This is a genomic window from Stenotrophomonas maltophilia (genome assembly GCF_013464485.1).
In the GTDB taxonomy this organism is placed as follows: domain Bacteria; phylum Pseudomonadota; class Gammaproteobacteria; order Xanthomonadales; family Xanthomonadaceae; genus Stenotrophomonas; species Stenotrophomonas maltophilia_AW.
In genome coordinates, this window is record NZ_RAUX01000070.1 from 1 (window position 1) to 14,711 (window position 14,711).

General features: G+C 67.9%; 8 protein-coding genes. 5 read left to right on the forward strand and 3 right to left on the reverse strand.

The window, feature by feature from the left end; genetic code table 11:
• Positions 1–231 precede the first annotated feature (231 nt).
• Complete coding sequence (locus tag D7Y61_RS21825; RefSeq protein WP_180869289.1) at positions 232–780, reverse strand: Dps family protein; 549 nt, start codon at positions 778–780, stop codon at positions 232–234.
• A gap of 86 nt (positions 781–866) precedes the next feature.
• Between D7Y61_RS21825 and hrpA the strand changes: the two genes are divergently transcribed.
• On the forward strand, positions 867–4,949 hold the full coding sequence (gene hrpA / locus D7Y61_RS21830; RefSeq protein ID WP_180869290.1) for an ATP-dependent RNA helicase HrpA: 4,083 nt from the start codon (positions 867–869) through the stop codon (positions 4,947–4,949).
• 65 nt (positions 4,950–5,014) lie between these two features.
• Here hrpA and D7Y61_RS21835 read toward each other — a convergent pair whose 3' ends face one another.
• Positions 5,015–5,551: a hypothetical protein gene (locus tag D7Y61_RS21835; RefSeq protein WP_180869292.1), complete on the reverse strand. Its 537-nt coding sequence runs from the start codon at positions 5,549–5,551 to the stop codon at positions 5,015–5,017.
• Between the two features lie 130 nt (positions 5,552–5,681).
• Here D7Y61_RS21835 and D7Y61_RS21840 point away from each other — a divergent pair, with 130 nt between their 5' ends.
• Complete coding sequence (locus D7Y61_RS21840) at positions 5,682–7,838, forward strand: RelA/SpoT family protein (protein WP_180869294.1); 2,157 nt, start codon at positions 5,682–5,684, stop codon at positions 7,836–7,838.
• 30 nt (positions 7,839–7,868) lie between these two features.
• Positions 7,869–9,434 carry a hypothetical protein gene (locus tag D7Y61_RS21845; protein WP_180869296.1) on the forward strand — a complete coding sequence of 522 codons (1,566 nt, stop codon included), beginning with the start codon at positions 7,869–7,871 and terminating at the stop codon, positions 9,432–9,434.
• Here D7Y61_RS21845 and D7Y61_RS21850 read toward each other — a convergent pair.
• The gene (locus D7Y61_RS21850) at positions 9,431–11,530 is read right to left on the reverse strand and encodes a glycosyltransferase (protein ID WP_180869298.1); all 2,100 of its coding nucleotides are present in this window, start codon (positions 11,528–11,530) and stop codon (positions 9,431–9,433) included. The genes D7Y61_RS21845 and D7Y61_RS21850 overlap by 4 nt on opposite strands.
• A 96-nt stretch (positions 11,531–11,626) precedes the next feature.
• Here D7Y61_RS21850 and mrcB point away from each other — a divergent pair, with 96 nt between their 5' ends.
• Together mrcB and D7Y61_RS21860 are read left to right on the forward strand one after the other, a co-directional pair.
• Entirely contained in the window at positions 11,627–14,068 is a 2,442-nt protein-coding gene (gene mrcB / locus D7Y61_RS21855) for a penicillin-binding protein 1B (RefSeq protein WP_180869300.1), read from the forward strand.
• The gene (locus tag D7Y61_RS21860) at positions 14,065–14,601 is read left to right on the forward strand and encodes a tetratricopeptide repeat protein (protein ID WP_180869302.1); all 537 of its coding nucleotides are present in this window, start codon (positions 14,065–14,067) and stop codon (positions 14,599–14,601) included. The genes mrcB and D7Y61_RS21860 overlap by 4 nt, the downstream gene beginning before the upstream one ends.
• Positions 14,602–14,711 lie beyond the last annotated feature (110 nt).

The window sequence follows — 14,711 nt, forward strand, 5'->3', positions numbered from 1 at the left end:
ACCCCAAGCTTTGCCGGCAGATCGCGGGAAACTGTCGAAGGCGGGGTGGGTCCGGTTGAGGGGGTATCCGCGCCATGGATGGCGCGGCTAAGCCCCCATGGATGGGTTTACGGCGTCCCCCTCAACCGGACCCACCCCGCCAACCCTCAGCAAACCAGCTTCTGCTGTTGCCCTGGCTTCGGCTTGAAGCAGGTGCAGGGCTGCAAGCCCTGCCGAAAAACCCCCAAACCCTTACTGGAGGAGGGAGCGCAGCATCCAGGCGTACTTCTCGTGGGTCTGCAGACGCTGGGTCATCAGATCCTCGGTCGGGGCGTCGTCGGCATCGTCCGCCACATCCAGCACTTCACGCGCCGTACGGCAGACCGCTTCGTTGGCGACCACCAACTGGCGTACCATTTCCCGCCAGTCCGCGCTGTCGGTCAGACCCGGCTCCTCGGCAATCGAGGTCAGCGCAGCGAATTCCCGGTAGGAGCCCGGGGCATTGAACCCCAGGGCGCGGATGCGCTCGGCCACATCGTCCAGAGCCGCCCACTGCTCGGTGTACTGGGTCTCGAACATGGTGTGCAGCGAATTGAACATCGAGCCGGTCACGTTCCAGTGGAAGTTGTGGGTCTTCAGGTAGAGCGTGAACGCATCGGCCTGGAACCGCGACAGACCGTCGGCGATCTTCTTGCGGTTGCCCTGGGTGATCCCGATATCGATGTTGGGTGCCGACGGTGCCGCCGCTGCAAGCTTCTGCTTGCCGGTCTTGGCCTTGGTCGTGCTCTTGGTCTTCGCCATGGGGTTCCTCCTTGTGGAATCGTTGGCCTTCACAATAAACCGGTCGTGATGACTGGTCGCTTTCAAAGTTTTGAACGAACCGATTGATGAACTCTATCGATAAAAATCCATCGCCCCGCCTGCGCCAACAGCGCGCCGCCGTCGACGGCGCCATGAGCCGCGACCGGGGCCGATTGCTGGGGATGCTCTCGCGGTGCCAGGCCAAGCCACAGGATGCGGCGCTGGCCGCCACCTTCGAGCAGGCCTTGCAGGCGTCGGTGCAGCGCCGGCAGATGCGGGCGCTGCAGCAGCCATCCATTACTCTGGACCCGCAGCTGCCGATTGCGCGTGAAGCCGAGGCGATCATCGGCCTGATCCGCGACCACCAGGTGGTGGTGATCGCCGGCGAAACCGGTTCGGGCAAGACCACCCAGCTGCCGAAGTTGTGCCTGGCTGCGGGCCGTGGCCAGGCCGGCATGATCGGTTGCACCCAGCCGCGACGGATTGCCGCACGTGCGGTGGCCAGCCGCGTGGCGCAGGAACTGCAGAGCGAACTGGGCCAGCTGGTCGGCTACCAGGTGCGCTTCAACGACAAGGTCAGCGAAGACAGCCGCATCAAGTTCATGACCGACGGCATCCTGCTGGCGGAGATCGCCAGTGACCGCTGGTTGTCGAACTACGACACGATCATCGTCGACGAGGCGCACGAACGCAGCCTCAACATCGACTTCCTGCTGGGCTACCTGAAGCAGCTGCTGCGCAAGCGCCCGGACCTGAAGCTGATCGTCACCTCGGCCACCATCGACACCGAACGCTTCGCCCAGCATTTCGACAATGCGCCGGTGATCAGCGTCGAAGGCCGCACCTACCCGGTGGAAGTGCGCTACCGCGCGCTGGAAGGCGAGGGCGAAGACCAGGGCGAGCGCACCGTCAACGACGCCATCGTGTCGGCCATCGACGAGATCACCCGCCTGGATTCGCGCGGCGACGTGCTGATCTTTCTGCCGGGCGAGCGCGAGATCCGCGATGCGCACCAGTCGCTGGAACGGCGCAAGTACCGCAATACCGAGGTGCTGCCGTTGTACGCGCGCCTGTCCAACCAGGACCAGGACCGGGTGTTCAACCCGGGGCCGAACCGGCGCATCGTGCTGGCCACCAACGTGGCGGAAACCTCGCTGACGGTGCCGCGCATCCGTTACGTGGTTGATCCGGGCTTCGCCCGCGTCAAGCGCTACAGCCCGCGCAACAAGCTGGACCGCCTGCACATCGAGCCGATCTCGCAGGCCAGCGCCAACCAGCGCAAGGGTCGCTGCGGCCGTATCGCCGAGGGCATCTGCTACCGCCTGTACGCCGAGGCCGATTTCCAGGCGCGGCCGGAGTTCACCGATCCGGAAATCCGCCGCTCCAGCCTGGCCGGGGTGATCCTGCGCATGCTGCAGCTGGGCTTGGGCCGGATCGAGGAATTCCCGTTCCTGGAAGCACCGGACGAGCGCGCGGTAGCCGATGGCTGGCAGCAGCTGACCGAACTGGGCGCGATCGACGCCGAGCGGCGCATGACCACCATCGGCAAGCAGATGGCGCGCCTGCCGGTGGACGTGAAGCTGGCGCGCATGCTGGTCGCCGCGCAGGCCGCCGGCTGCCTGCGGCCGATGCTGGTGATCGCTTCGTTCCTGGGCATCCAGGACCCGCGCGAACGTCCGCCTGAAGCACGCGGTGCGGCCGACAGCGCGCACGCGCAGTTTGCTGATGGGCGCTCCGAGTTCGTCGGCGTGCTGCGCCTGTGGGATGGCTACCGGCAGGCCCACGAAGACCTGACCCAGTCCAAGCTGCGCGACTGGTGTGGCCGTCATTTCCTCGGCTTCCTGCGCATGCGCGAGTGGCGCGAGCTGCATCGCCAGTTGCGCCTGCTGTGCGAAGAACTGGGCTGGAAGGAAGAGGCAAACGAGGCGTCGATGGCACCGTTGCTGGCCGGCAGCAGTGCGCCGGTCCCGGCGCGTGACGATGCTGCCGCAGTGAAAGCCACCCGAGGCCAGTTGCACCGTGCCGCGCGTCTGGCCCGCGAAGGCAAGGCCGAGGCCGCACCGGCGCCGGTGGCCGTGCGTGCGCAGAAGGAACAGGCGCCGGTTGGCGGCGGTTTCAGCGAGCGCGTGCGTGCCGCCGCCTACCAGACCCTGCACCGGGCGCTGGTGGCGGGCCTGCCGACGCAGATCGGCCACCGCACCGAGAAGGGCGATTTCCAGGCACCCCGCCAGCGCCGCTTCCTGCCGTTCCCCGGTTCGGCGCTGTCCAAGCGGCCGCCGCCGTGGCTGCTGGTGGCCAACCTGCTGGATACGCAGAAGGTGTGGGGCATGACCCTGGCCGCGATCGAGCCGGACTGGGTGATCGCCGAACTGCCGCACCTGCTGCTGCGCAAGCACTTCGATCCGCACTGGTCGCGCGCGCAGGGACAGGTGCTCGCGTCCGAGCAGATCAGCCTGTTCGGTCTGGTGCTGGCGCCGAAGAAGCCGGTGCACTACGGCCGCATCGAACCGGGCGAGGCACATGACATCTTCGTGCGCCAGGCATTGGTGACCGGCGAGATCAACACCCGCGCCAGCTTCGTGGCCGACAACCAGAAAGTGCTGGAGACCGCCCGCGAGGAAGAAGCCAAGCTGCGCCGCGCCGGCATCGTCGCCGACGAAGACTGGCAGGCACGCTGGTACCTGGACCGGGTGCCGCCGCAGATCCATTCGGCGGCGGGGCTGGATACCTGGTGGAAGGGGCTGGCGCCGGAACAGCGCAAGACCCTGCACTGGTCGCTGGTCGACCTGTTGCCGGGTGAGGGCAGCGAACAGGAGCGCTACCCGAAGTACCTGACGCTGGGCCAGGCGCGCTTGCCACTGCATTACCGCTTCGAACCGGGGGCCGACGACGATGGCGTGACCCTGGACGTACCGCTGCACCTGCTCAACGCGCTGGACCCGGTGCAACTGGGCTGGTTGGCGCCGGGCTTCGTCGCCGACAAGGCCTCTGCATTGATCCGCAGCCTGCCCAAGGCGATGCGTCGCAACTACGTGCCGGCACCGGATTTCGGCCGCGCGTTCTACGAGGCGTTCCCGCAGCCCAGCGCCGATGCCATCACCGGCGAACTGGCGCGCTTCCTGTCACGCGCAACCGGCGCCACGGTGACCGCGCTCGATTTCGAGCCCGGTTCGATCGAACCGCACCTGCACATGAACCTGCGCCTTCGCGACGAGCAGGGCAAGGTGCTGGCGACCTCGCGTGATCTGGACGCACTTCGCGCCAAGTTCGGCGGTCGTGCCGGCGATGCCTTCGCTGCACGCGCCGGCCGCGAGATGGCGGCCGATGGCCTGCGTACGTTCCCGGCCACGCCTATTCCGCTGCAGGTGCCCGGCGAAGCGGGCGTGCCGGCCTATCCGGCGTTGCTGGACGAGGGCGACAGTGTTGCGCTGCGCATCTTCGCCGACCGCCAGCAGGCGCTGGAGGCCCATCCGCTCGGTGTGCGCCGCCTGCTGGAGATTGCCCTCGCCGAGAAGGTGAAGCAGGCACGCAAGCAGCTGCCGGTGGCGCCGAAGACCGGCCTGCTGTATGCCGCGATCGAATCGCAGGAGCGCCTGCGCGGCGACCTGGTCGACGCGGCGATGAACGCAGTGCTGGCCGAGGGGCTGGAAGACATCCGTGATGCGGCGACCTTCGAGCAGCGACGCGAGCATGCGGCCAAGGCCCTGTTCGGTGAGGCCATGTCGCGGCTGAAACTGGCCGAAACCATCCTGGCGCTGGTGGCGGAACTGAAGCCGATGCTGGAAGCACCGTTGATGGGCTGGGCGCGCGGCAACCTGGACGACATGGAAGCGCAGCTGGCCGGCCTGATCCATCCCGGCTTCCTGCGCGACACGCCGGCTGACGCGCTGGCGCAGTATCCGCGCTACCTGAAGGCGATGATCCTGCGCACCGAACGTGCCAAGCGTGATCCGCCACGTGACCAGGCGCGCATGCTGGAACTGCACCCGTTCCTGGAAGCACTGGAAGTGGGGGAGCAGCAGGGCCTGCGCGAGCGCCCGCAATGGCAGGCGCTGCGCTGGGATCTGGAGGAGCTGCGGGTGTCGCTGTTCGCGCAGGAGCTGGGCGCACGTACCGGCATCTCGGCGAAGAAACTGGCGCAGCGGGTGACCGCATTGCGCCAGGCGTGACGTCGTTGCTGTAGAGCCGAGCCCACGCTCGGCTCTACAGGAGCACCATGCGGTTACACGTATAGTTACTTGGTACGGCGAACCTTCGGCTGGGTGTTCACGCCGTCGACCTTCATGTACCACACGCCCATCACGCCGGGTTTGATGCTGACGGAGGGTGACTGCTTGCGCACACCGGCCAGAGTGCTTGCATCGGTTTGCTCCCATTCCTGGCCGTTGTCCAGTACATAGATGCGGCCCTTGCCGAAGCCGCGGAACTCGCCCTGCAACGTACCGACAATCGGTTCACTGCTGCCGAAGTCGAAGAAGCCGCGATTCTTCACGATCACTTCCTGGCGGCCTTCCTCGCGTGCCGATTCCCGTACGGCGGCAACCGCCTGGGTGGTGGCGGCTTCGACCTTGCCCTGCAGCCAGCGGTTCAGTGTGGCCAGTTCCTGCGCGCTGAGCTTGTCCAGGCCAGCAGCCTTGAACTCGGCCGGTGACATCTGCTGCTGCAGGTCCCCCTCCACTACGCGCTGGGCCAGCGCAGGCGCCGACAGGGACAGCAACAGTGCGGCACAGGCCAGCAGCCGTAGGCGGAAACGCGGGGTGATCGAGGACATGTGGGGACTCTCCTGGGTTTGCCCGCGAGTGTAGCGGCATGTCTTCATGCCGGGTGATGGTGGCCGCGGTGATTGTCCCTGAACGGCGCCGGCGCTAGTGTAGAGGCCTCTGTCTTGCCTGCTCGATGCTGTGAACCGCGCTTCCGTCCCCGGCCTGGATGCCTTGTTGAACCGTCCCTCGGCAGCCGTGCTGCCCGTTCCGCTGCGCCAGGCCCTGCGCGGGCACTGGGACGCGCTGGAATGTGACCACCAGATGCGCGCCAGCTGGTCGGTGCTGGGTGACACCCTCGATGCATTGGCGATGCTCTCCGCCGACGAAGGTGCGGTGGTCGCGGCCCTGCTGTTCGACCTGCCAGGCCTGCGGGCGAGCCTGGAACAGCTGCCGCTGGGCAACCACAAGGCGGCGGTGATCGGCCTGCTTGATGGCCAGGACGCCGCCGACCCGGTCTGGGCGCTGCATGCCGGCCGTGAGGCAGGGCGCAACAGCGAGGGCCTGCGACGGCTGCTGCTGGCGATCATCCGCGACCTGCGCGTGGTGCCGATCCTGCTGGCCCGGCAGCTGGCGCGGATGCGCGCGGCCGACAAGCTGGATGACGAGCAACGCCGCGCGCTGGCACAGCTGACACGCGACATCCACGCGCCATTGGCCAACCGCCTGGGCATCTGGCAGCTGAAGTGGGAACTGGAGGACCTGGCGTTCCGCCACCTGGAGCCGGAGACCTACCGTCGCATTGCGCGGGAGGTGGACGAAACCCGCATCGCCCGCGAGCGTTACGTCGAGAACGTCAAGAAGGTGCTGTCGCGCGAGCTGGTCGCGCAGGGCATCAAGGCCGAAGTCAGCGGCCGCCCAAAGCACATCTACAGCATCTGGCGGAAGATGCAGAAGAAGCGTCTGGCGTTCGACCAGCTGTATGACATCCGTGCGGTGCGCGTGATGGTCGACGACGTCGCCGCCTGCTATGCCGCGCTGGGCGTGGTGCATGCACTGTGGGCGCCGGTGCCGAGCGAGTTCGACGATTACATCGCCCGGCCCAAGGCCAACGACTATCGCTCGCTGCACACCGCCGTGGTCGGCCCGGAAGGGCGCACCATCGAAGTGCAGATCCGTACCCATGAGATGCACTCGCAGGCCGAGCTGGGCGTGGCCGCGCACTGGAAGTACAAGGAAGGTGGCAAGGGCGCGGAGAAGTCCTTCGATCGCAAGATCACCTGGATGCGCCAGCTGCTGGAGCAGGCGCAGGACGGGCAGGGCAATGAACTGGCCGGGGCGCTCGACGCCGAGCTGACCGAGGACCGGGTCTATGCACTGAGCCCGAAGGATGAGGTGCTGGATCTGCCGCAGGGCGCCACGCCGCTCGATTTCGCCTACCAGGTGCACACCATGGTCGGCCACCGCTGCAGGGGCGCCAAGGTCAACGGTCGCATCGTGCCGCTGACCTATCGTCTGCGCAGCGGCGACCGCGTCGAGATCCTGACCGGCAAGGAGGCCGACCCGCGCCGCGACTGGCTGATGCCGGCCAACGGCTTCCTGGCCAGCAACCGCTCGCGCGAGAAAGTACGCAGCTGGTTCCACAAGCTGGACCGCGCGCGCAACGTGCAGGCCGGGCGCGAACTGCTCGAGCGCGAGCTGAAGCGTCTGGGCCTGCAGCATTCGGACCTGGCGGTGGCGGCGAAGAAGTTCCATGCCGACAGCGTTGATGACCTGTATATCCAGGTAGCGCTGGGCGATACCGGCCCGAACCAGGTCAGCCGTACCCTGCTGGAAGCCGAACGTGCAGCGAGCCAGCCGGCGCCCGCGCCGGCCCTGCCGCGGCCGACCGCGCGCCGCGAGAACCTGGGCAAGTCCAAGTTCACCGTGCAGGGCGTAGGCAACCTGCTGGTGCAGCTGGCACGTTGCTGCCAGCCGGTGGCTGGCGAGCCGATCGTCGGCTACCTGACCCGTAGCCGGGGTGTCACCGTGCATCGTGCAGACTGTGCCGCGCTGGCCCGGCTGGCAGCCACCAGCCCGCAGCGCATCCTGCCGGTGGAGTGGGGCCAGGCCGGCGGCGGCTACGAAGTGGACGTGGTGGTCACTGCAGTCGACCGCCGCTGGCTGCTGAAGGACATCACCAACCTGATCGCCCAGGAAGACGCCTACGTGCTCGACATCCACAGTGACAACGTACGCAACAGTGGCCGTGCCCACCTGCGCCTGCGGCTGAAGGTGAGCGACTACGGCCAGCTGTCGACCCTGCTGGGCAAGCTGGATGCGCTGCCCGGCGTGAGCGAGGCGCGTCGCCTCGGCTGAGCTTCACGCTGCCCCGGCTACCCTGCACGCATGGAACGCGAGCCTCCGCATCGCCCGCATGGCGCTGAACATCCTGCGCTGGACCGCGTCCGCCGCGAAGGCCGTTGGTGGTGGCTGCAGGCACGCCACGCGCGCCGGGTCTGGCGCTGGGCGCTGGTCGCGGCGCTGGCGGTGTTCGCATTGCTGGTGCTGCTGCGCAAGCCGCTGGCCGACTGGTTCTGGGATGAGCCTCAGATTGAACAGCTGCTGGCCGAGGGCGACCGCGCACTGGCCGCCGGGCGGCTGAGTGCCGCCGATGGCAGTGGTGCACGCGAGCGCTACCAGGCGGTACTGGCACTGGACGGTGATCGTCCACAGGCCCGTGAGGGGCTGGCCCGCACCGGGGCGGCGGCGCTGCAGCAGGCGGGCGAGAAACTGCAGGCCAATGATCTTGAGGGTAGCGCGCAGTCGCTTGCGCTGGCGCGGGAACTGCAGGTGCCGCAGGCCGCTGCGGAGGCCGTGGCGCGCCAGCTGCAGGCGCGGCGCAGCGCGGGTGCCGGAATCGGAGCGCTGCTGGCGCGGGCGCGCAACGCCTTTGCGGCAGGCCGGCTCGACGATGGTGAAAGCAGTGCGTTGCCGCTGTTCCAGCGCATCCTGCTGCTGCAGCCGGACAACCTGCCGGCGCTGGAAGGTCGCGAGGACGCACTGAGCGATCTTCTGCAGCAGGCACGCGCGTTGGCGGGGCGCGGCGAGCTGGTCGAGGCCGCAAGGATGCTGCAGCGTGCGCGCCAGTTCGATGCCGGCCACGCCGATCTGCCTGCCAGCCAGGAAGCGTTCGCGCAGGGCGTCGACCAGCACCTGCGCCAGTCACAGCGCGCATTGCAGCGCCGGCAGCTGGAATCCGCTGCGAGGGGGTTCCTGGCGGTGCTGGCCGTGGCGCCCGACGACCCCATTGCCCAGCGGGGGCGTGAACAGACACTGCAGGCGGTGCTGGCGCGCAGCCAGAAGCAGGCCGATGACTTTCAATTCGAAGCAGCACAACGTGACGCCGCGCTGGCCGAAGAACTGGGTGCTTCGCCGGCCGCACAGCAGCAGCTTGCTCAGGGCCTGCAGCGCGCGCAATACGCGCGGAATGCGCTGCAGCAACCAGCGCTCAGCAACGCGCAGCGCGAGCGGCAACTGCGCGGCCACCTGCGCCGGATCGAGCGTGCAGAACGCGCCGGGCAGTGGATCAGTCCGCCAGGCCACAATGCGTTCGATGCGCTGCGGGAAGCGCAGGCGCTGGCACCGCGCGATGCGCGGGTGAAAGCTGCAGCCGCGCGCCTGCTGCCGGCCAGTCGTCTTTGCTTTGACGACAACCTGCGGCAGAATCGGGTGCAGGCCGCGAGTGCCTGCCTGCAGGCCTGGCAGACCCTGTCACCAACCGCAGCTGGACTTCCTTCCGCACGCGTGCGCCTGGCCCAGCGCTGGCTGGCAATCGGCAGCGAACGGCTGGGCAGCGGCGACCTGGTTTTTGCTGCACATGCCGTCGAACAGGCCCGGTTGCTGCAGTCTGACCTGGCCGAACTGCCAGCATTCGAAGACCGCCTTCGCCGCGCCAGCGGGCGCGTGGACTAGGCGAAGAACACCCGCTGCACCGTGGCGCGGGCGGCGTCGAGGGAGAAGTGCTCTGCGATGTTGGCCAGGCCGGCGTCGGACAGTTGTTGCCACAGCTGCGGATCCTGGTAGAGGCGGACCACCGCGTCGGCGAAACCCGCCGCATCATCGGCTACGAGAACGTCCTGTCCCGCGCGCAGATGCATGCCCTCGACCGCGCAGGTGGTGCCGACCACCGGCTGGCCATGGGCCATGCTCAGGTTGATCTTGCCCTTCACGCCTGCACCGAAGCGCAGCGGCGCAATGGAGATGCGTGCGCCGTCCATGTAGGGCGTGATGTCTTCGACGAAGCCGTGCATCTGTACGCCGGGCTGGCGCTCGGCCAGTGCCAGAAGCGACTCCGGCGTTGCCGCACCGATGCAGTGCAGCCTTACCTCGGGCAGGCGGGCGCGGATGCCGGCGAAGACTTCGCCGATGAACCACACCATTGCATCCAGATTCGGCGGATGACGGAAGCCCCCGACAAAGACCAGGTCATGGCGCTGTTCGAACGGTTTCCCGGCACCGGCCACATCATGCAGGTTGGAGATCAGTTCCACCTGCACCGCCGGCGCGTCGGCCTGCAGCTGCTCGCGTTCGGCGGCACTGACCAGCACGGTGATGTCGCACTGCTCCATCACGGCCAGTTCGCTTGCACGCGTGCGTTCGGCTGCGCGCAGCATGCTGGCATCACCCGCCACTTCAGCGCCGCGACGCTCGCGCAGGTAGTGAAGGTCCACCGTATCGAACACGGTGCGCGCTTGTGGCGCGTAGCGCTTCAACAGTGGCAGGCACTCGTGGGCGACATGATGGCGGACCAGCATCGCCACGTCGAAGCGTGCACCGTGCATGCGCAGCCAATTGGCGACGCCGTCGAGGAATGGCGCATACCAGACTTCCACACCCATGCGCTGCAACGCTTCGGTGGCGGCACCGCCGTGTTCACGGCGGGTGGGGACGAACACCACGTGGGCCCCCCTCTGCAGCAGCAGGCGGATCAGGTTGACCTGGCGCAGTGACGCGGAATCGCGATCCGGCTTCGGCACTTCCTCGTCGAGGATCAGCACCTGGCGGCGACCGCGCAGCAGCAGTGCCGGCGATGGCACCGCGCCGAGGGCAGGCTGGTGCGCCAGATCGGCAGCCCACTTTGCCGCGAAGACCGCCTGGTTCCGCACCTGGTAGGCCTTCACGCCGCTGCTGGTATCGGTGCCGTTGCTGGTGCCTTCATCATGGATCACCCGGCTGGCCGGCTGCACCAGCACGCGCAGGCCCTGCGCCCGCACCCGGAATGCCAGGTCGGTATCTTCGTAGTAGGCAGGCTTGTAGCGGGTGTCGAAGCCGCCCAGCTGGTCCCACAGGGCACGAGGCAGCATCAGTGCCGCACCGGAGCAGTAGTCGGTATCGCGCAGACTGGCGAAGCGCGGATCGTCGGCGGCCTCGAAGCGGCCATAGCTCCAGCCGCTGCCGTCGGCGAAGATCACGCCGCCCGATTCCTGCAGGCGGCCATCCGGGTACAGCAGCTGGCTGCCGACCAGTCCGGCTTCGGGCACGCTGCTGAAAGTGTCCAGCAGGGCATCGAGCCAGCCCGGCTGCGGCACCGTATCGTTGTTGAGCAGCACCACGTAACGGCCGCGCGCGCGCGACACGCCGTCATTGCAGGCGGCGATGAAGCCGCCGTTGCGTTCACGCACCTCATAGCGCAGCCCGGCTACCTGCGGCATCCACTGCGCGGTGGCGTCGCTGCTGCCGTCATCCACCACCAGGATCTCGCACGAGGTCGCCGGCGGGTGCGCCGCCAGGGCACGCAGACAGGCCACCGTATGGTCAACGTGGTTGTAGACCGGGATGACGATGCTCACCTCCGGCGTTTCGCTGAACGGCACGGTGAAGGGGCCGAATGCCTGTGCCGGGGGCAGGAACAGTGGCGTGCGCGGGGCAGGGACGGCGCGCTGGGTATGGACGCGGATGCGCTGCCAGGTGGCCCGCCAGCCGCGCGTGCGCAGGCTCGCCAGGCTCCGGCGGGCCAGGCCCGACAGGCGGTTGATCAGGTATCGGATCTCGGCCAGGGACATCGCCATCCGGTTGCAACTCCAGCTTAAGCAGGGGAACCCGGGAGAATCCGCCAGCCGCAGCGGCTGGGGTAGACTCGCCAGACCCTACATTCTCGCATTCCCGTGCCCCGACGCTACGATTCCGACGACATCGACGATTTCGACGACGACGACCTGCAGGACAACGGCCCGCTGTGGCGGCGCCGGCTGATCACCTGGAGCATGGCGGCGGTCGCATTGGGGTTGGGTTTCCTGATCCCCTATACGCTGTACCTGAACCAGCAGGTGACCCAGCGCTTCGGTGAACTGCGCTGGCAGATCCCGACGCGGGTATACGCGCGCCCGCTGGTGCTGACGCCCGGCAGGGCGATGGATGCGGCGACCCTGAAGACCGAGCTGGCGGCCTCGGCCTATCGCGATGATGGGCAGGGCAAGGAGCTGGCGACCTACGCGGTGAAGGGCGGGCGCTTCGTCATTTCCAGCCGTGGCTACAACGACGTGGATGGCCGGGTCGCCCCGCGCCGGCTCGAACTGTCGTTGGCCGACGGCGCTGTCGCCTCGCTGCGCGATGCTGACAGCCGCAAGGCACTGAAGGCCGCGCGGCTGGACCCGGCGCGCATTGCCACGCTGTATGGCCAGAAGCAGGAGGAACGCCGCCTGATCCGCATGGATGAGGCCCCGGACCTGCTGGTGACCGGCCTGCAGGCGGTGGAGGACAAGGATTTCAACCGCCATCACGGCATCGACCTGTCCGGCATCGCCCGTGCGGTGTGGGTGACGATCCGTTCGGGTGGCCAGAGCCGCCAGGGTGCTTCGACGCTCACCCAGCAGCTGGCCCGCAGCGGCCTGCTCGGCATCGGCAAGGAGCAGACGGTCACCCGCAAGTTCAACGAGGTGCTGTATGCGCTGATCATGGAGGCGCGCTACGACAAGCGCACGATCTTCGAGGCCTACCTCAACCAGGTGTACCTGGGCCAGCGTGGCAGCCAGGCGATCCACGGCATGTCGTCCGGCGCCGAGTTCTGGTTCGGTCGCGATCTGCAGTCGCTGGAAACCGAGCAGATCGCGCTGTTGATCGGCCTGGTCAAAGGACCCTCCTATTACGATCCGCGACGCAATCCGGAGCGCGCACTGGACCGTCGCAACTTCGTGCTGGGCAAGTTGCACGAGGCCACGCTGATCGACGACGCCGAGTACCAGCGAGCGCTGAAGGCACCGCTGGGCGTGCCGAAGTCCCCAGGCCTGGTGGCCGCCAACCGCTTCCCCGCCTACGTTGATCTGGTCCGTCGCCAGTTGGGCCATGACTACCCGGAATCCGCGCTGCAGGGCGCCGGGCTGAGCGTGATGACCGGCATGTCTCCGTCCGCGCAGGCCTATGCCGAAGGCGCGGTGACCCGCACCATCAAGTCGCTGGAAAGCAAGCGCCGCCCTGAACTGCAGGCCGGCATGGTGCTGACCGATGTGCACAACGGTGACGTGCTGGCGGTGATCGGCAGCCGTGAAGTGTCCGAAGTAGGCTTCAACCGCGCGATCGAAGCACAGCGCCCGGTCGGCTCGCTGCTGAAGCCGTTCGTGTACCTGCTGGCGCTGGCGCAACCGGACCGCTACTCGCTGGCCAGTTGGGTCGATGATTCGCCGGTGACGGTGCAGCTTGGCCGCGGCCGCAACTGGACCCCCGGCAACGCGGACAATCGCAGTCACGGTACCGTGCGCCTGATCGATGCACTGGCCCACTCCTACAACCAGGCCACCGTGCGCGTGGGCATGCAGGTCGGTCCTGAGCGCGTGACCCAGTTGATCCACGTGCTGGCCGGTATCAAGGCCGAAGCGAACCCGGCGGTGATCCTTGGTTCGACCGATCAGAGCCCGTACGCGATGGCGCAGCTGTACCAGTTCCTTGCGTCCGGCGGCGAGATCCAGCCGTTGCATGCGGTGCGTGGCGTGCTCGATCCGCAGGGCAAGCTGCTCAAGCGCTATGACAAGACCCCGGCGCCGGCACAGGAAGGCGACTCCATCGCCGCCAACCTGATCAGTGTCGGCCTGCAGCAGGTGGTCGCCAGTGGTACCGCGCAGCGCCTGAATGCCGATGGCCTGGCCCGGCTGCAGCCAGCGGGCAAGACCGGGACCACCAATGACGGCCGTGACAGCTGGTATGCCGGCTATACCGGTGACCATCTGGCGGTGATCTGGATGGGCAATGACCAGAACGAGCAGGCGGGCCTGTACGGTGCCACCGGTGCGATGCGGGTATGGTCGGGCATCTTCCAGCGCCTGCCGAGCGCACCGCTGCGTGTCAGCAACAAGGGCCTGGACTGGCAGTCGGTGGCCGCCACTGGCCTCAACACCACCGATGAGGGCTGTCCGGGCGCGCGCCGCTTCCCGTTCGTGGTGGGCTACGCCCCCGCCTATGCGCCGTGTGCACCGGCCATTTCGCCAGAGGCCCAGGAGGGTGCCGAAGGTGAGGGTGGTGGCTGGCGCAGCTGGTTCGGCCTGGACCGCAAGCCGGACCCGCCTGCAGAACCTTCCGCAGCCCCGGCTGCGGCCACTCCCCCTCCGAGTAGATGAAATCGATGAACAGCCGAATCCTCCTGCGTCCCTTGGCCGTGACCGGCCTCAGCCTGGCCCTGGCCGCCTGCGTGACCAGTGCGCCGCCGGTGGTCAAGGCGGTCAACGCCACCACGCCGGCGCAGCGACTGGCCGCAGTGGACGCTGCCGCTGGCCCGGACGACAAGGAGCTGTCGGTACAGCCGTTGCGGGATTCGCAGGTGGAAGACCTGCGGGTGACCGCGCAGGCACAGCGCCAGGCCAATGATCTGGCGGGTGCTGTGCGCAGTCTGGATCAGGCACTGGAGATCGTGGCCGGTGACCCGGCGGTGCTGCAGGAGCGTGCCGAGGTGGCGCTGCTGCAGGGCCAATGGGCGCAGGCGGAAACGTTCGCGCGCAAGGCGGTCGATCTGGGTTCAAAGACTGGGCCGCTGTGCCGCCGGCACTGGGCGACGATCGAGCAGTCGCGCCTGGCGCGGGGCGAGAAGGAGAATGCGGTGTCGGCGCATGCGCAGATTGAGGGCTGCACGGTGCCGGGGATCAAGCGGTACTGAATTTCCAGCCAACGGCGCAGCCCCTCGTGGCTGTGGGTTGGTCGCTGAAGCCAGAAGCAAAAGCCGTGCTTGGCCGGGCGGGGGGGGGGGGGGGGGGGGGGGCGGGGGGC